Raw genomic sequence first — 16,535 nt, forward strand, 5'->3', positions numbered from 1 at the left:
GTACGCCCGCCCGGCGCCCGGACCGGCGTGCCGACGGAGCCGCGGCAAGGCCGCGAGGTGATGGCGGCCCAAGCGGAACAAGGCCGCCTGGGCCGCGGGCCCCCTGCCAGAGGAGCTTCTCTACTTGCCTTGAACCTTCAGTTTGAACGCGCTGGGGAGCTCTCGAGGATTTCTCTGCTGGGCATCACATAATGCATGGCACAGGTTACGATGCGTCGATTGGACCTAGTTGATCCAGTTGTGAACGGGCTCGTCGACGACGAAACCCCTGTCCATTGGGAATGCCCTCAGGTTAGAGGACCTTTTTCACCACGCTGGACTTCAGTTGCATCCGGCCAAACCCGGGAACGGTCGCATCGATGTCGTGATCGCCCACGCCGTCCTCAATGAGCCTGATGCCGCGTACCTTCGTGCCGACCTTCACGACACCGCCACCGGCGCCCTTGACCTTGAGGTCCTTGGCGACCGTGACCGTGTCGCCGTCGGCGAGCACATTGCCAACGGCATCCTTGATCGAAGCGGCCTCCGGCGTCGTGGTCTCGGCCGCGTCTTTTGGCCATTCGTGGCCGCACATCGGGCACACCAGCAAGGCGCCCTGCTCGTAGGTGAACGCCTCGCGGCACTCCGGGCAAGCCGGCAGACCGTCAGACATTGAAGCGGAATTCCACCACGTCGCCGTCGGCCATCACGTAGTCTTTGCCTTCGATCCGCACCTTGCCGCGGGACTTGGCCTCGGCCATGGAGCCTGCGTCCACCAGATCGGCGAACGAGACCACTTCGGCCTTAATGAAGCCCCGCTGGAAGTCCGAGTGGATGACACCGGCGGCCTGCGGCGCGGTATCGCCCCGGTTGATGGTCCAGGCGCGCGCTTCCTTCGGCCCCGCCGTCAGGTAGGTCTGCAGGCCCAGGGTGTGGAAGCCAACGCGTGCCAACTGGTCCAGCCCGGATTCGTCCTGGCCGTTCATCTCCAGCATCTCGCGGGCTTCTTCCTCGTCCAGTTCCACGAGGTCCGCTTCCAGCTTGGCATCCAGGAAGACGCAGTCGGCTGGCTCCACCAGCGCGCGCAGTTCGGCCTGGCGTTCCGGGCTGGCCAGCACGGCGTCGTCCACGTTGAACACGTAGATGAACGGCTTGGCGGTGAGCAGGCTCAGTTCCTTGAGGTTCTCCACGTCCAGCTTGTCGCTCTCCACCGAAGCGAAAACCGTGTCGCCGCGCTCCAGCACCGCCTGGGCCGCCTGCATGGCAGCCAGCTCGGCGGCGTCGCGCTTCTTGATCTTGACTTCCTTCTCCACCCGGGGAATGGCCTTCTCCAGGGTCTGCAGGTCGGCCAGGATCAGCTCGGTGTTGATCGTCTCCATGTCCGAGCGCGGATCCACCTTGCCGTCCACGTGCACTACATCGGGGTCGTCGAAGACGCGGATGACCTGGGCTATTGCCTGCGCTTCGCGGATGTTGGCCAGGAACTGGTTGCCCAGTCCTTCACCTTCGGACGCGCCCTTGACGATGCCGGCGATGTCCACGAAGGACACGGTCGCCGGAAGGATCCGCTGCGACCCGAAGATCCCTGCCAGCTGTTCCAGCCGGGGGTCAGGCAACGAAACCACGCCGACGTTCGGCTCGATGGTGGCGAACGGATAGTTAGCCGCGAGCACGTTGTTGCGGGTCAGCGCGTTGAAGAGGGTTGATTTGCCGACGTTGGGCAGTCCGACAATGCCAATAGTTAGAGCCACGGTAGTCAAGGATACCGTGACCGGGACACAAGGACCGGCGTTCGCTGTTTTGTCCGAGGCAGCTGGCATCGTGAAGGCATGGATGCTTCGCATGTACTTCTCGCACTTCTGGCCTTGTTCGTTGGCGCCGCGGCCGGGGCTCTGGCCGTGGCTGTCCTTTTCCGCCGCCGCGTGGCGGATCTGCAGGACGCTTCCAAGCACGACGGCGACCGGCTGGCAGAGCTCTCGGCCCGCCTTGCGGGGGTGGAGGCGGAGCGCCGGATGCTCGCCGAGCAGAACAGGCAGCTCTCCGCCCAGGATGAGCAAGAAAACACAGTGCTCCGCGCCCTGATCCCGGTCGGCGAGAAACTCAAGCTGGTCCAGCAGCAGGTCAGCCTGCTGGAACGCGACCGGGTGGAGCAGTTTGGCCAGCTGGCCGAGCAGCTGCGCGCAGCCCAGCAAAGCGACGAGGCGCTGATGCGTTCCACGCAGACGCTTGCCTCCGCGTTGCAGTCCAACTCAGCCCGCGGCCAGTGGGGCGAAGTGCAGCTGCGCCGCGTCGTGGAGGCAGCGGGCATGCTTCCCCATGTGGATTTTGACGAGCAGGTCCATCTGGCCGGCGCGGACCGGACCGGCCGCCCGGACATGCTGATCCGGCTGCCCGGCGGAAAGACCATCGTGGCGGACGCCAAGGTGCCGCTGCGGGCCTACCTGCAGGCCCAGGAGATCCCTGCGGCGGCATCGGCCGCCGAACAGCAGCATCGTGCGGATCTGCTGGCCGCGCATGCCAAGGCGGTGCGCGGCCACGTAGATGCCCTGGCGGGTCGGAAGTATTGGGAGCAACTGCAGGCCTCACCGGAATTGGTGCTGTGCTTCCTGCCCTCGGAAGCGGTGCTGTCCGCCGCCCTGCATGCTGATCCGGGCCTGCTGGACCACGCCTTTGCCCGCAGCGTTGCCTTGGTCTCCCCCGTCTCGCTGCTGGCCACGCTGAAGTCGGTGGCGTTTACCTGGCGGCAGGAAGTCCTCAAGGACAACGCCCGTGAAATATTCGACCTGTCCCGTCAGCTTTACGAGCGGCTCGGAACGCTGGGCGAGCATGTCACGCGGCTGGGTTCATCGCTGAAGAGCTCGGTGGAGCGGTACAACTCGTTTGTCGGGACCTTGGAGTCGAGGGTGCTGCCGACCGCCCGGAAGATCAATGCCTTCGACGCTACGGTGCTGGAGGAACCCGCGGCACCGGCAGCCCTGGAAAATACGCCCCGGCTGCTGTCGGCCCCGGAGCTGATCGAAAACAGGGATCCAGCCGCTTAACGCGCCGGTTCCGCCCCGCCGGGCGGTGTCCCGGGCAGCTCAGCCCGGGGACACCGCCCGCCGGGCACAGTTGGCCGGTCGGTCGGCCTCAGCTGGTCGGGCGGGCGACCCTGCCGCCGAGACCGCGGGATTCATCGCCGCGTTCCTTGAGCGTGGCACGCAGTTCCTTCGGCAGCGAGAACAGAATGTCCTCTTGGGCGGTGACGATTTCCTCCACCTCGCCGTAGCCATAGTCGGCCAGCAGGCTCAGGACCTCGCGCACCAGCACCTCCGGCACGGAGGCGCCCGAGGTCACGCCGACGCTGGCCACGCCCTCGAACCAGGACTCATCCACCTGGTTGGCGAAGTCCACCCGGTAGGCCGCTTTGGCGCCGTATTCCAACGCGACCTCCACCAGCCGGACCGAGTTGGAAGAGTTCGCGGAGCCAACCACAATCACCAAGTCCGACTGCGGAGCAATCTTCTTGATCGCTGCCTGGCGGTTGGAGGTGGCGTAGCAGATGTCATCGCTGGGCGGATCCTGCAGCGCCGGGAAGCGTTCGCGCAGGATCGAGACGATCTCCAATGTCTCGTCTACGGACAGCGTCGTCTGCGAGAGCCAGATCAGCTTGTTCGGGTCGCGCACCTCCACAGTTCGCGCCTCGTCCGGGTTGTTCACGATGGTGGTGTGGTCGGGTGCCTCGCCGTAGGTCCCTTCGACTTCCTCGTGCCCCTCGTGACCAATCAGCAGGATCTCGTTGCCGTCGCGGGCGAAGCGCACCGCCTCGCGGTGCACCTTCGTGACCAGGGGGCAGGTGGCATCAATGGTGCGCAACTGCCGGTCCGCAGCAGACTGCACCACGGCCGGGCTGACGCCGTGCGCCGAGAAGACGACCAGCGCCCCTTCGGGAACTTCATCCGTCTCTTCAACGAAGATGGCGCCCTTCTCCTCCAACGTGGACACCACGTGCACGTTGTGGACGATTTGCTTGCGCACGTACACCGGCGGACCGTAGTGCTCAAGCGCCTTTTCAACGGCGATCACTGCACGGTCCACGCCGGCACAGTATCCGCGGGGAGCTGCCAGCAGCACCTTCTTGTCGCCGTCCACGGGCTTGGCTGACGCGATCTCATCAGGAGTACGTCGCTTGCGGGGAACGGTAGGCATGGAAAGGGAAACTGCTGTACTGGCCATGCCTCTATGCTAGCCCGTGGCCTTGTTCCGCCGGTCCCCGCCCAGCAACGCCCGCAGGGTGAAGCCGGCCACGGCAACCACCAGTCCTGCGCCGGCAAAAACGGCAGCCCACGGGCGGAAATCGGCCACGGCCAAGGCAGCCAGCTTCCCCGCGAACGTGGCGGCAAGCTCGCTGTGGCCCGCCGCGCCCGCGGCGACAGGCGGCATCTGCACGGCCGCCAGCCAGAGGATCCCGCCCAGCAGTGCCGCGCCAATACCGGCCCAAGCCAGTGCCGTGGTCTTGCGGCGGGCGGCCAACAGCATCAGCACCAGCGCGGCGGCCGCAGCCAGCGCCGCTACCCACCACTGCGCGGCCAGGCCCTGCCAAAAAGCCAGCTGCGCCGCGGTCTGGGTGGAGCCCAGCGGGACCAGCACTCGGTCCGGGACCGGAAGATTGGCGCCGAAAGCGCCCGCTACCCGCTTAACTGCCAGGCCCACCATGGGTGCAATATCCAAGGTGAACCCGGCTTCGGACCCCGTCTTGCCGGAAAACGTCAGGCTGTGCGAATTGGCCAGGGTTTCATTCAGCGCTCGCGGAAAACCATCCAGCTCGGAGAGCGCCCCGGCGGTCCGCTCCACGACGGGGCGCACCAAGTCCCGCAGACCCGCTGGCAGGTCTGCGCTTCCGGCCACTTCCTCGGTCACAGCGGAGGCAAGCGCGGTACGGAATTCGGCATCGTTGCCCAGCGGGGCAGCCAGCGACACGAAGCCATCGCGGTCGAACACTCGCTGGTTTGCCCAGGCCCCGCAGAGTGCCGCACCAGCGAGGAGCACAGCCAGGACCCCGCTCAGAATGGCCAGCAATACGCGCACTGCTTCCTCCGTCCTCGGCTTCCACCACGTGATTCGGCAGTGCCGTACGGGCCTGCGCGGTGTGCACCTAGTACAACAGAGAAATCCGAATGACGGGGATAGCTGGTAAGAATGTAGAGTCTTCGGCAGCCGCCGGAAGCACACCGAAGCACACTGCCGGAGGGGGCAATTCATGGAGTCAGGCGGGGTCCAAGGAGCGGACACCGGGAAGTCGACCCTGCCCCCGACTGCCAACCAAACGACAGCGGAGAACCCGTGGCCGCTGCGGATGCTGTCGCAGAAGCTCAAGATGCACATCGACCGTGTGCCGCCCACCTGGGTGGAGGGCCAGGTCATAGAGCTTAACCGGCGCAACTCAACGACCTATCTGACCCTGCGCGACACCGACGCCGAAGCATCCTTCAGCCTGGTGGTCTGGGGAAGCGTGATGGCACGCCTGGAGATGCCGTTGGAACCGGGGTCGCGCGTGGTGGCGCAGATCAAGCCGGACCTGTACATCAAGACCGGACGACTGACCATGCAGACCCGCGATATCCGGCCTGTGGGCCTCGGCGATTTGCTGGTGAGGCTGGAGCGGCTGCGCCGGGCGCTGGCCGCCGAAGGCCTGTTCGACCCGTCGCGCAAGCAGCGGCTGCCGCTGCTGCCGCACCGCATCGGCCTCATCACCGGCCGGGATTCCGATGCCATGAAGGACGTCATCCGGAATGCCTCGCTGCGCTGGCCGGCCGTCGAATTCGAAGTGCGCGAGGTTGCCGTCCAGGGCGTCAACGCGGTGGCGCAGGTGATGCGGGCGCTTGCGGAGCTCGACGCCCGCCAGGACGTGGATGTCATCGTCATCGCCCGCGGTGGCGGATCCCTGGAAGATCTGCTGCCCTTCAGCAACGAAGACCTGGTTCGCGCGGTGGCCGCGGCAGCCACCCCGGTTGTCAGTGCCATCGGACACGAAGCAGATCGCCCGCTGCTGGATGACGTTGCGGACCTGCGCGCCTCGACGCCCACGGATGCTGCCAAGCGCATTGTCCCGGAAGTCAGTGAGGAACTGCACCGCATCGGCCAGGCCCGTGCGATGCTGGCCCGGCGGGTGGAGCAACTCATCCATCGTGAGTCCGACCGGCTGGCGACGCTGCGCAGCCGTCCGGTGATGGCAAATCCTGCCGGCATGGTGGATGTCCGGGCGGAGGACCTCCACCGGCTCATCTCACGGGCCCACCAAGCAGTCTCCTCGGCCGTGCACCGGGATGCGGACCGGATTGCCCATCTCAAAGCGCAGGTACGTGCGCTTTCACCTCAGAACACGTTGGACCGTGGCTATGCCGTGGCCCAACTGCCGGATGGCCACGTGCTGCGCAATGCGGCCGACGCTCCCGCCGGTACCCGGCTGCGCCTCCGCCTCGCGGTGGGCGAGGTCGCCGCCGAAACACTCCCCTGACGTCGCTGCCGCAACCTCAACAGCCCTCGACATAATGACCTGCACCGAAAGTGAGAACCCGATGACAGAGCAGCCAGCAACGCCGGCCGATGTTGCGTCCCTGTCCTATGAACAGGCACGCGAAGAACTGGTAGCCGTTGTCAGCCAACTGGAAGCAGGCGGCGCCAGCCTGGAGCAGTCCCTGGCCCTGTGGGAACGCGGCGAAGCGCTGGCCGCCCGCTGCGAGGCCTGGCTGGAGGGCGCGCGGCAACGGTTGGACGCCGCCCGCAGCGCGACCAACGCCGGGCAAACACCGGTCAGTCCAGGCACTCCGGCGTCGCCGATTTCCCCGGTTACCCCGAACTAGCCCGTCCCGGAAGCGCGAAGGAGGGTCAGCCACAGCGGGCGCCTGCCTCTGCCTGTTGGCCGCGGCGCTGCTACGAGTCGGCCAGCCGGGCCTTTTCCGCGGCGACGTCGAAATGGGCCGGCGGCCACTGCGGGTCGATGCTTTCCAACGCCTGCAGCAGCAGCTCCTGCACCGCAATCCGGGCGTACCACTTGTTGTCCGCGGGCACGACGAACCACGGTGCCTCGGCGGTGCTGGTGCGGTCCAGCATCACCTGATAGGCCCGCTGGTACTCGTCCCAGAGGCGGCGTTCGTCCACATCCCCCGGGTCGTACTTCCAGTACTTGTCCGCCCGGTCCAGCCGCTTGAACAGTCGTTTGCCCTGTTCGGCCTTGCCCAGATGCAGCATGACCTTGACTAGCCGGATGCCTCTGTCAGCCACCGTTGATTCGAAGTCGGTGATCTGGCCGTATCTGGCCTCCACCACCTCGCGGGACGAGAGCCCGTGCACCCGGTGGATAAGCACGTCTTCATAGTGCGACCGGTCGAAAACCCCGATCAGGCCGGGTCCGGGCAACTCCCGCTCCACCCGCCAGAGAAAATCGTGCTGCAGCTCTTCCGGCGTCGGAGCCTTAAACGCATGGTGGGACACCCCCTGGGGATCGGCCGCTCCCACCACATGCCGTACTATCCCGCCTTTGCCGGAGGTATCCATGCCTTGCAGCACCAGCAGGACAGACTCCCTGGCCCCGCCGCGGCTCTGCGCAAAGAGCCGTTCCTGCAGTTCGGAGAGGCGGCGGTCGGACGCTGCGAGCAAGGCTTTGCCCTCAGCCTTTCCGCCGCTGAAACCGGGGGTGGCGCCGGTGTCAACGGCAGCCAGATCAAAATCCGGTCCGACGCGCAGCAGCTCCGATGGATCCTGCGAAAACACCGGCACAAGAGTCGCTTCCACCCTCGTCCTCCATTCGGCAGATCACACGTGGCGCGCAGTGGGGAAAGCCTACCCAACCGCGGGCAGGGCGGCTACGGCGGTGCGGCAGTTACTGCCGGTACCCGGCCAGGAACTCCTCGATCCGCCCGACCGCTTCGGTCAAGACGTCCACGTTCGGCAACGTGACCAAGCGGAAGTGGTCCGGCTGCGTCCAGTTGAACGCCCGGCCGTGCGAGATCAGGATTTTCTGCTGTTTGAGCAGGTCCAAGGCGAATTGCTCATCGTCCTTGATCGGATAGACTTCCGGGTCCAGCTTCGGGAACAGGTAGAGCGCTCCCTTGGCCTGCTGAGTGCTGACTCCGGGGATGGCGTTCAGCAGCTCATAGGCCTTGTTGCGCTGCTCCAGCAGCCTGCCGCCGGGCAGGATCAGGTCGTTGATGCTCTGGTGTCCGCCCAACGCGGTCTGGATGGCATGCTGGGCCGGCACATTGGCGCACAGCCGCATGTTCGTGAGCAGGTTGATGCCTTCGATGTAGTCCGCGGCCAGATGCTTGGGCCCGGAGAAGGCCATCCAGCCGCTGCGGAAGCCGCACACCCGGTAGGCCTTGGACAGCCCGCTGAACGTCAGGACCAGCACATCGTCGGCCAGCAGCGCCGTGTTCACATGTTCGGCATCTTCGTACAGGATTTTCTCGTAGATCTCGTCGGAGAACACCACCAGATTGTGCTTGCGCGCCAGTTCCAGCATGCCCTCGAGGATGTGCTTCGGATAGACGGCACCCGTGGGGTTGTTCGGGTTGATGATCACAATCCCCTTGGTGTTGGGGGTGATCTTCCGTTCCATATCCTCCAGGTCGGGCAGCCAGCCCTCTTCCTCAACACAGAGATAGTGCACCGGATGGCCGCCGGCCAACGACACCGAGGCAGTCCAGAGCGGATAGTCGGGTGCCGGGATGAGCACCTCGTCGCCGTTGTTCAGCAGCGCCTGCAGGCTCATCGTGATGAGCTCGCTGACCCCGTTGCCCAGGTAGACGTCGTCGACGCCGATCTCCTGGATGCCGCGCGTCTGGTAGTACTGCGACACGGCAGTCCGGGCGGAGAAAATGCCGCGAGAATCGCTGTAGCCCTGCGCCGTGGGCAGGTTGCGGATCACGTCCACCAAAATGGCGTCCGGCGCCTCGAATCCGAACGGCGCAGGGTTGCCGATGTTCAGCTTGAGGATGCGCTGGCCTTCGGCCTCCATCCGCTGCGCGTGCTCGAGGAGCGGACCGCGGATGTCGTAGAGAACGTTGTGGAGCTTATTGGACTGCTTGAACTCGGCCATTCAAAAATCTTCGCACACCGCACGCGCCGCCCCGGTGACCGGAGCGGCGCGTGCGGGAACTCCCTGCAAAGCCTTAGTCGGACAGGCCCTTCTTGCTCAGCCAATCGGCTGCCGCGTCGGCCGGGTTGCGTTTCTCGTCCCCGCTGACCTGCCGGTTGAGGTCAATCAGGTCCTCGGTGGTCAACGCCGCCGAGACTTCGTTGAGCACCTTGGCTGCCTTGTCGTCCACCGACTCGGTGCGGACCAGCGGCAGCACCTGCTGGGCGATGAAGTTATTCTTCGGGTCCTCAAGCACCACCAAGTCGTTGTCCTCGATGGAGGGGGTGGTGGTGTAGATATCGGCCACCTGGATCTTGTCGGTGATCAGCGCGCTGAGCGTGGTCGGCCCGCCGTAATCGTTAATCGGTTCGAAGGACTTGGGCACGCAGTTGTAGTGCTTCTTCAGTCCCGGCAGGCCGTATTCGCGCTCGGCGAATTCCGGATTGGCGCCGATCACCAGATCGCGGCAGACCGGGGCCATGTCTTCGATCGAGGTCAGCTTGTGTTTCTCCGCGGTTGCCTTGGTCACCACCATGGCGTCCTTGCTCTCCGCCGAGGCCGGGTCCAGTACGCCGAGTCCCTCGGGCAGGGCCGCCGGCAGCGCCGCCATGACGTCCTTGGCGGAGGCCGCCGTCGCGCCGGAGTCCAGGAACAGCAGCAGGTTCCCGCTGTAATCCGGAATGACGTCCACGGATCCTTCCTCGACGGCCTTCACGTACACCTCGCGTGAGCCGATGCCAGGCTTCGTGCTGACGTCGTAGCCGGCGGCCGTCAGTGCACCCGCGTAGATTTCGGCGATGATCTGGCTTTCCGTGCCGCCGCTGGAACCGACCACCAGGGATCCGCCGGCGCTTCCCTCCGATGCCGGTGTCCCCTCCTGCAGTGGATTCGATCCGCCGCCGCAGGCCGCCAGCAGCAGCGCCAGGGCGGCGGTTCCTGCCGCGAGCACGCTCCGCCGGGCGGCCGGGGCCCTGTTCTTCCCTTGGGCGTGTGCGTTGATCCGGGGCTGCTTATTCATGCTTGTCTCCTCATCTGCCGGCACTGGCTGCTCCAACCTTACTTGTCCTGCCTTCGGGCCCGGAGGGGGCGCCGCGCACGCCGGGCGATACGGCGATTTTCTGCACCACGGCCAACACGGCGTCGGCCACCAGTGCCAGCGCAGCGATCAGCAGGGCGCCGGCAAAGAGCCGTACCGGGTCGCGGACGGCAAGCCCGTCGATCAGATAGCGGCCGAAGCCGCCCAGATTAATGTAGGCAACGATGGAGACCGTGGCGATGACCTGCAGCACCGCGCCACGCAGCCCGCCGAGCATGACCGGCAGCGCGTTGGGCATTTCGGCACGGAACAATACCTGCCATTCGGTCATGCCCATCGCCCGTGCGGCGTCCACCAGCGGCCGGTCGACGGCAGCGATCCCGGAATAGGCGCCCGCCAGCAGCGGCGGGATGGCCAGGATCACCAGGGCGTAGATCGGCGGCATCAAACCCAGGCCCATCACGGTGACGAACAGGGTCAGCAGGCCCAGCGTTGGCAGCGCCCGCATCCCGCTGGCCAGCCCGACGACGGCGATGCGCCCCCTTCCGGTGTGGCCGACGTACAGTCCCAGCGGCACGGCTATGGCCGCGGCGATCACCAGGGTCAGGCCGCTGTAGAACAAGTGCTCGGCCAGCCTGGCCGGAATGCCTGCCGGTCCGGTCCAGTTGGCCGGATCGACGAACCATGCCCCTGTCAGCTCGAAGAGGTTCATCCGCGCACCGCCGTCTGGGCAGCATCGGGCCGTTGCTCCGGGCCGATCCGATGCTGTGCCGCCGTCACACCGCCGGTTTCCGACCCGGTACCGGGCTCGCCTGCGGTGCGCGCCGTGGACTCTCCGGCACCTTTGCGCCGGCGCAGCCACGGTGTGAGGACTCGTTCCAGCGCCACCAACACAAGGTCCATCAGCGCCGCCAGCACCAGGGTCATCAGAATGCCGACCACGATCTCGGTCATGAAGTTGCGCAGCAGTCCGTCGGTGAACAGGAAACCGAGGTTCGGGACGCCGATCAGGGCCCCCACGCTGGCCACCGATATGTTGCTCACCGACACCACCCGCAGACCGGCCACCAGCACCGGAATGCACAGCGGCAGATCGACCTGGAAGAACCGACGCACCGGCCGGTAGCCCATGGCCGCGGCGGCTTGCCGGATGCCGTCGTCCACGGACTCCAGCGCGTCAACCACCGCGCGGACCAGCAGCGCCACGGTGTACACGGTCAGCGCAATGATCAGGTTGGACATCTCCAGGATGCCGGTGCCCAGAATGACGGGCAGAATCACGAACAGGGCCAGCGAGGGAATGGTGTACAGCACCGAGGAAAGTGACAGGATCAGCCCGCGGACAGCGTGGATCCGCCAGGCCAGATAACCCAGCGGCAGCGACGCCACCAGCCCAAGCACCAGCGGGAGAACAGACTGGAACAGGTGGAGCCAGGTCAACTCCATCACGTAGGGCAGGTTCGCCAGAAACCACTCCATCAGCTGCCGTCCGTCTGCAGCCGCTGCAGCACGGCGGATGGGTCGATCAGGCCAGCCACACGGCCATCGGCGTCGACGGCTACCCCCGCCCCGGACGGAGAGGACAGCGCCGCGTCCAGCGCCTGCCGGAGGCTGGAGCCGAGTGTGAACAGCGATCCCCCGATCAGTGCCTTCGCCGGGTCCCGCTGGCCGGGAGGAAGCCAGCCCGCCGGTCCGCCGCCGTCGTTGGTCAACAGCAGCCAGCCCTCCTGTGGCGCTTCGGCAATGCGGTCTGCGCTGGCGGTGGTGGCCGGCATCAGGGTCAGGCCGGCGGCGTCGGCGAAGGACAACGAGCGGAAACCGCGGTCCCGGCCGACGAAGCCGGCAACAAATTCGTCCACCGGGGCCCGCAGCACTTCCTCCGGCGTGCCGAACTGCGCCAGCCGCCCGCCGGTGGCGAAGACGGCCAGCTTGTCGCCCAAGATCGTCGCTTCGTCGATGTCGTGCGTGACGAACACGATGGTTTTGGCCAGGTGCTGTTGGAGCCGCAGCAATTCCTGCTGCAGCTCGGCGCGGACCACCGGATCCACCGCGCTGAACGGCTCGTCCATCAGCAGGATGGGCGGATCGGCCGCGAGCGCCCGGGCGACCCCGACCCGCTGCTGCTGGCCGCCGGAGAGTTGGGCCGGGTAGCGGTTGCCCAGCTCCTGCGCCAGCCCGACGACGGCGAGCAACTCTTCGGCGCGTTTCCGGGCGGCGCCGCGGCGCACTCCGTTGAGCCGCGGCACGGTGGCAACGTTATCCAGTACGGTGCGGTGCGGCAGCAGCCCGGACGACTGCATGACGTACCCCATGGACCGGCGCAGGGCCGCGGCGGGCTGGGCGGAGACATCCTGGCCGTCCACCAGTACGGAACCAGCGGTTGGCTCTACCATCCGGTTGATCATCCGAAGCGAGGTGGTTTTACCGCAGCCGGAGGGACCCACGAAGACGGTGATCGAGCCGCGTTCAATGTCCAGTGTCAGGTCATGGACGGCCGGCTGTCCGGCGTAGGTCTTCGTGACTTTGCGGAACTCCACCATCGGGCCTTCCCCGGCCGTGGCGACGGCGGTCCGCTGGTCAGCCGGAAGGGCACTTGTCTGTATGGGCTCGGTCATGCTGAACCTTCCGTGGGGAGATCCTGCGGCCGGCGGGCCCGCAGAAGTGCTGGCTCTGAGTCTAATCACCTCCGCGGCCCGCCTGCACGTGGTTCCCGCCGACCCCGGTAGTCCTTGGCTTGCGCGGCCGCCTTGGCCAGCTTGGCGAACTGCCGGCCGGTGTGCCGCTGTGCCGCCCGGTTTTGGCGCAGATGCAGGCTGACCAGTTCGCGTTGCATTTTCCGGTAGCTGTCCCAGCGCCGCCGCTCCAGGCTGCCGTCGGCGAGCGCCTGCCGGACGGCACAGCCGGGCTCGGCATCGTGGGCGCAGTCGTTGAACCGGCAGTGGGAAGCCAGGTCTTCGATATCGGCGAACACCGTCCCGAGCCCATCCTCGGCATCCCAGAGGGCGAAGCCTCGGATGCCGGGGGTGTCCATCAGCACGGCGCCGTTGGGCAGCGGAATGAGTTCACGCGCCGTGGTGGTATGGCGGCCCTTGCCGTCGCCGGCGCGGACTGCCCCGGCGTCCTGTGCGTCCCGGCCCGCCAGCGCGTTGATCAGACTGGACTTTCCCGCACCGGACGGTCCAAGCAGCGCCATGGACCGGCCCGGGCCCAGGTGCCCGGCCAAGGCATCTATTCCGTCGCCGGTTTCCGCGCTGGTTGTCAGGACCTCGGTGCCGGCGGCCTGCTCCACGATCTGGGCGGCGACATCGTCATGCGCGCCGCTGAGGTCCGCTTTGGTCAGGATCACCAGCGGCACCGCGCCCGAATCCCACACGGCCACCAGGGTCCGTTCCAGCCGGTTCGCCGAAAGCGGCCGGTCGAAGGGCACCACGACGCCGATCAGGTCCATGTTGGCGGCCAGGATCTGTTCGGCCGAGAGCGGATCGTAGGCCTGCTTGCGGGACAGGGCGGACAACCGACGCAGCAGCCCGGCGATGGCAGGGCCGCCCGCGGAAGCCGGGCGGTCGCCGTGGTACGCCACCCAGTCGCCAGTGGCCGGCTGCTGCGGCAGCCCCGCGGTGGCCAGATGCAGCAGCCCGCTGTCGGCCGCCAGCAGGACACGGCCTCGGTCGGTGCGCACCACCCGGGCTGGGCGGAGCGTGGAATTAGGAAACTGGTTGCTGAACAGAGCGGCAATGCGTTCGGTGTAGCCGTAGCTGTGCAGCAGAGAATGCGGTGTGGATTGGTCGGTCACGACGGTTACCTCGGGGACTGAGGCCTCCGGACCGGATGTTCCGGCTGCTAGCCGCGGCTGGAGCGGTGGCAGGAGGCGGGGCTGGAGACGGCATCGACATCTGCGGCAATGACGGTCATCAGATCCACCTCCTCGAATAGTCCCGGCGGGCACGGCCCGGCAACCGGACCAGCATAGCGCTCAGCGGTCGTTTGCGGAATCAGTTGTCGGCACACCGTCCGGAAACAGGAGCCGCAGGCCCAGATCCACCAGGTCGAGGCGGTCCAGCGACGGGACGCGGTGGAGCGGAATCCACCGTGCCAGATCGGTGGAGCCGTCGGCCTCGTCTTTGAGCTCGCCGTCGATCACGCTGGCTGCGTAGATCACCCGGAAGGCGTGCAGCGGGCGGGTCCCATGCAGCCGTTTCTCAGCCGGGATGTGTTTGCTGTCCACGCCCAGCAGCCGCTGGAGCTCGGCGGAATAGCCCGTCTCCTCGCGGATCTCCCGGACCGCGCCGGTTGCGGCGTCTTCTCCGTACTCCAGGCCGCCGCCGGGCAGCGTCCACCGGGGCCAGCCGCCACCGGTCCAGCGGGCCAGCAGCACAGCTCCATCGGCGACGATCACGCCGTAGGCGGCCACCCGCGTATCGAATTCCATCCCTTCAGTGTAGGGCGGCGGGTATAGCGCGGCGGGCCCGGGCCAACGGGCGTGGATGCCGCTGCGCGGCAGCTTGGGCACCGGCCCGACGGGCGGCCGGAGGGGCATTGCGCCGACCTCCGTTGACAGCTAGAACTGAGATCATGGGCAATCGGGCAACCAGGTTCCTCGGCACTGCGCTGCGGAAGCGGGGCCGCCGTGCCTGACTCCGCGGCCACCATGCCTCGCGGCCTGATCGCCGACCGACTACGCGCCGTGCTGGAGAACGCCGGGCCGGATCCTGCACGGTTCCCTGCGGCCGCGCGGGACTGTTTGGACCGCGCCTATGAGGCCGCCTATGCGGAAAACCATGCCAGCGCCCGGGCGTTGGCAGAGGCCGGGCTGGCCCGGTCCTCCGACGCCGATCTGGACGTCCGGCTGGGCCTGTACTCGGTGCTGATTGCGCTCGACCAGCTGGCCGGTGACCAGTGGCAGGCCCTTGAATATCTGCAGGCACGGATTGACCTGCTGCGGAGCAACGGACTGGCGGCAGAAGCTGCCGCGGGTGAACGGCTGGGAATGGTCCTGTTCCGCGAGGCCGGCGACGACGACCTCCCGCTGCTGGAGGCCGAACTGGCCCACCTGATGGATAGCCACGCCCCGGCCTCGGTGCGGTCGGACGTCCAGCTGGCCATCGCCGTCGTCCGTTCCCGGCGGGGTGAGGCGAAGCGGGCGATCGCTCTGCTGGAGGAGGCGGTGGCCGGTTACGAACGCGCCGGCCGGACCGACAGCCTGTCCGGCGCCCTGATGTATCTGGCCAACACGTACCTGCAGGCCGACCAGCCGGAACGGGCCACGGCGGCCGCCGACCGGATGCTGGCCTTGCCCGGAAACCGCGCCACCACCGCCAGCATGTGGCTGCTGAAGGCCAATGCGGCCGGCGGCGAGGGCGCGGCCGGGCTGGAGGAAGCGCTGACGGCGCTGGAACTCTACGCGGCAGCCGGCGTGCGCAAGGGCGCTATCAGTGCGGCGGTGGTGCTGGCCCGACTGTGTGCAGGGATGGGCGACTATGAAGACTCCGTGCTGGCCTGGCAGGCGGCCGTGGCGCAGGCTGAGCGCGGTGAAGTCCAGGAAGAGCTGACCCTGCGGCTTGCCCTGGGAAACCAGCTGTTGGAGGCGGAAGAGTATGAGCTCGCTGGCGAGGTGCTGTCCAAGCTGCTTCAGAGGCTGGAGCAGACCAAGGCACCGCACCCGCAGGTGGCCCGCGCCCTGATGAGCATGGGCCACGCCCACCGGCATGCCGGACGCACTGCCGAGGCGCTGGATTGCTGGCGCCGCGCGGTGGCCGAATTCAGCCACGGCGGTGAATACGGCGAGGCAGCCCGCGGCCTGCTGGCAACCGGCACGCTGCTGTCCCGGGAGGACCGCGAAAAGGACGCGCTGGTCTGCTTTGAAGCGGCGGTAGCCGCCGCCCGCAAAGCCGAGGACGACGACGCCGCGCTGCCACAGGCCCTGCATGCCCTCGGCCACGCGCTGTGCGAGTCCGGCGACCCGGACGGCCTGAGCGCCCTGGACGAGGCGATCGGCCTGGCCCGCGAGTACGGGGCACATTGGTACGAGGCGGACTACAGCGACACACGGGCGCGGGGACTGTGGGCGCTGGAGGACGGCACCGGGGCGGTCTCGGCGGCGCTGCACGCCGCTGACCTCTACTCGGCCGCAGACGACGCGGCCTCGGCGGGCAATTCCGAACTGTTCGCCGCACACGTTCTGGCCGAGATGGGCCGGGCCGACGACGCGGTGCCGATGTTCAAACTGGTGCTGCAGGAGCCCGACGTCGGCCGCACGCTTCGCGTCGCCGCCTATCTGGGGCTGGCCTCTGCGCTCGACGACCTTGGCAGGACGGTGGAAGCGGACATCGCCCGCCGCGCTGCGGACGCCGCGGCCGACGCCACCGATTGACGGCACCGACCGACGGCGGCAGCTGGCGGCGGTTG

The 16,535-nt window shown here is 67.3% G+C and carries 16 protein-coding genes; 4 read left to right on the top strand and 12 right to left on the bottom strand.

Features of this window, described 5'->3' with window-relative positions:
• Window positions 1-292 precede the first annotated feature (292 nt).
• Together AC5RWX_RS04405 and ychF are read right to left on the bottom strand one after the other, a co-directional pair.
• Window positions 293-652 (bottom strand): zinc ribbon domain-containing protein YjdM, encoded by a 360-nt coding sequence (locus tag AC5RWX_RS04405; protein WP_494097039.1) that lies wholly within the window; start codon window positions 650-652, stop codon window positions 293-295.
• On the bottom strand, window positions 645-1,730 hold the full coding sequence (gene ychF, locus AC5RWX_RS04410; RefSeq protein WP_493943549.1) for a redox-regulated ATPase YchF: 1,086 nt from the start codon (window positions 1,728-1,730) through the stop codon (window positions 645-647). Before ychF ends, AC5RWX_RS04405 begins: the two co-directional genes overlap by 8 nt.
• A 78-nt stretch (window positions 1,731-1,808) precedes the next feature.
• Here ychF and AC5RWX_RS04415 point away from each other — a divergent pair, with 78 nt between their 5' ends.
• Entirely contained in the window at window positions 1,809-3,020 is a 1,212-nt protein-coding gene (locus AC5RWX_RS04415; RefSeq protein WP_493940011.1) for a DNA recombination protein RmuC, read from the top strand.
• Window positions 3,021-3,108: 88 nt separating this feature from the next.
• Here the strand turns inward: AC5RWX_RS04415 and AC5RWX_RS04420 are convergent, their stop codons facing one another.
• Window positions 3,109-4,194, bottom strand: a complete 1,086-nt coding sequence (locus tag AC5RWX_RS04420; RefSeq protein WP_493940012.1) for a 4-hydroxy-3-methylbut-2-enyl diphosphate reductase — start codon at window positions 4,192-4,194, stop codon at window positions 3,109-3,111.
• Between the two features lie 9 nt (window positions 4,195-4,203).
• The gene (locus AC5RWX_RS04425) at window positions 4,204-5,046 is read right to left on the bottom strand and encodes a hypothetical protein (RefSeq protein ID WP_494097040.1); all 843 of its coding nucleotides are present in this window, start codon (window positions 5,044-5,046) and stop codon (window positions 4,204-4,206) included.
• A gap of 172 nt (window positions 5,047-5,218) precedes the next feature.
• Between AC5RWX_RS04425 and xseA the strand changes: the two genes are divergently transcribed.
• On the top strand, window positions 5,219-6,475 hold the full coding sequence (gene xseA, locus AC5RWX_RS04430) for an exodeoxyribonuclease VII large subunit (protein WP_493940014.1): 1,257 nt from the start codon (window positions 5,219-5,221) through the stop codon (window positions 6,473-6,475).
• 61 nt (window positions 6,476-6,536) lie between these two features.
• Complete coding sequence (locus AC5RWX_RS04435; RefSeq protein ID WP_493940015.1) at window positions 6,537-6,821, top strand: exodeoxyribonuclease VII small subunit; 285 nt, start codon at window positions 6,537-6,539, stop codon at window positions 6,819-6,821.
• 70 nt (window positions 6,822-6,891) lie between these two features.
• Here the strand turns inward: AC5RWX_RS04435 and AC5RWX_RS04440 are convergent, their stop codons facing one another.
• The 8 genes from AC5RWX_RS04440 to AC5RWX_RS04475 form a co-directional block, all read right to left on the bottom strand.
• On the bottom strand, window positions 6,892-7,752 hold the full coding sequence (locus AC5RWX_RS04440) for a polyphosphate kinase 2 family protein (protein ID WP_493940016.1): 861 nt from the start codon (window positions 7,750-7,752) through the stop codon (window positions 6,892-6,894).
• Between the two features lie 88 nt (window positions 7,753-7,840).
• Complete coding sequence (locus tag AC5RWX_RS04445; RefSeq protein ID WP_493940017.1) at window positions 7,841-9,055, bottom strand: pyridoxal phosphate-dependent aminotransferase; 1,215 nt, start codon at window positions 9,053-9,055, stop codon at window positions 7,841-7,843.
• Window positions 9,056-9,128: 73 nt separating this feature from the next.
• Entirely contained in the window at window positions 9,129-10,112 is a 984-nt protein-coding gene (locus tag AC5RWX_RS04450; protein ID WP_493940018.1) for an ABC transporter substrate-binding protein, read from the bottom strand.
• A gap of 10 nt (window positions 10,113-10,122) precedes the next feature.
• Window positions 10,123-10,842 carry an ABC transporter permease gene (locus AC5RWX_RS04455; RefSeq protein ID WP_493940019.1) on the bottom strand — a complete coding sequence of 240 codons (720 nt, stop codon included), beginning with the start codon at window positions 10,840-10,842 and terminating at the stop codon, window positions 10,123-10,125.
• Entirely contained in the window at window positions 10,839-11,609 is a 771-nt protein-coding gene (locus AC5RWX_RS04460) for an ABC transporter permease (RefSeq protein WP_493940020.1), read from the bottom strand. Before AC5RWX_RS04460 ends, AC5RWX_RS04455 begins: the two co-directional genes overlap by 4 nt.
• Window positions 11,609-12,670: an ABC transporter ATP-binding protein gene (locus AC5RWX_RS04465; protein ID WP_493940107.1), complete on the bottom strand. Its 1,062-nt coding sequence runs from the start codon at window positions 12,668-12,670 to the stop codon at window positions 11,609-11,611. Before AC5RWX_RS04465 ends, AC5RWX_RS04460 begins: the two co-directional genes overlap by 1 nt.
• A gap of 140 nt (window positions 12,671-12,810) precedes the next feature.
• A complete protein-coding gene (gene rsgA / locus AC5RWX_RS04470; protein WP_493940021.1) occupies window positions 12,811-13,923 on the bottom strand; it encodes a ribosome small subunit-dependent GTPase A in 1,113 nt (370 codons plus the stop codon).
• A 180-nt stretch (window positions 13,924-14,103) separates the two neighbouring features.
• Window positions 14,104-14,559, bottom strand: a complete 456-nt coding sequence (locus AC5RWX_RS04475; RefSeq protein WP_493940022.1) for an NUDIX hydrolase — start codon at window positions 14,557-14,559, stop codon at window positions 14,104-14,106.
• 198 nt (window positions 14,560-14,757) lie between these two features.
• On the opposite strand from AC5RWX_RS04475, the gene AC5RWX_RS04480 reads away from it, so the two are divergent.
• Window positions 14,758-16,500, top strand: a complete 1,743-nt coding sequence (locus tag AC5RWX_RS04480) for a tetratricopeptide repeat protein (protein ID WP_493940023.1) — start codon at window positions 14,758-14,760, stop codon at window positions 16,498-16,500.
• The last annotated feature ends 35 nt before the right edge of the window (window positions 16,501-16,535 follow it).

This window comes from Arthrobacter sp. SPT-J7 (genome assembly GCF_059089965.1).

Coding starts and splice junctions, on each gene's coding strand:
- AC5RWX_RS04405 (WP_494097039.1), bottom strand. CDS start 652: ATGTCTGACGGTCTGCCGGCTTGCCCGGAGTGCCGCGAGGCGTTCACC.
- AC5RWX_RS04415 (WP_493940011.1), top strand. CDS start 1,809: ATGGATGCTTCGCATGTACTTCTCGCACTTCTGGCCTTGTTCGTTGGC.
- AC5RWX_RS04420 (WP_493940012.1), bottom strand. CDS start 4,194: ATGGCCAGTACAGCAGTTTCCCTTTCCATGCCTACCGTTCCCCGCAAG.
- xseA (WP_493940014.1), top strand. CDS start 5,219: ATGGAGTCAGGCGGGGTCCAAGGAGCGGACACCGGGAAGTCGACCCTG.
- AC5RWX_RS04435 (WP_493940015.1), top strand. CDS start 6,537: ATGACAGAGCAGCCAGCAACGCCGGCCGATGTTGCGTCCCTGTCCTAT.
- AC5RWX_RS04445 (WP_493940017.1), bottom strand. CDS start 9,055: ATGGCCGAGTTCAAGCAGTCCAATAAGCTCCACAACGTTCTCTACGAC.
- AC5RWX_RS04450 (WP_493940018.1), bottom strand. CDS start 10,112: ATGAATAAGCAGCCCCGGATCAACGCACACGCCCAAGGGAAGAACAGG.
- AC5RWX_RS04455 (WP_493940019.1), bottom strand. CDS start 10,842: ATGAACCTCTTCGAGCTGACAGGGGCATGGTTCGTCGATCCGGCCAAC.
- AC5RWX_RS04460 (WP_493940020.1), bottom strand. CDS start 11,609: ATGGAGTGGTTTCTGGCGAACCTGCCCTACGTGATGGAGTTGACCTGG.
- AC5RWX_RS04465 (WP_493940107.1), bottom strand. CDS start 12,670: ATGGTGGAGTTCCGCAAAGTCACGAAGACCTACGCCGGACAGCCGGCC.
- AC5RWX_RS04475 (WP_493940022.1), bottom strand. CDS start 14,559: ATGGAATTCGATACGCGGGTGGCCGCCTACGGCGTGATCGTCGCCGAT.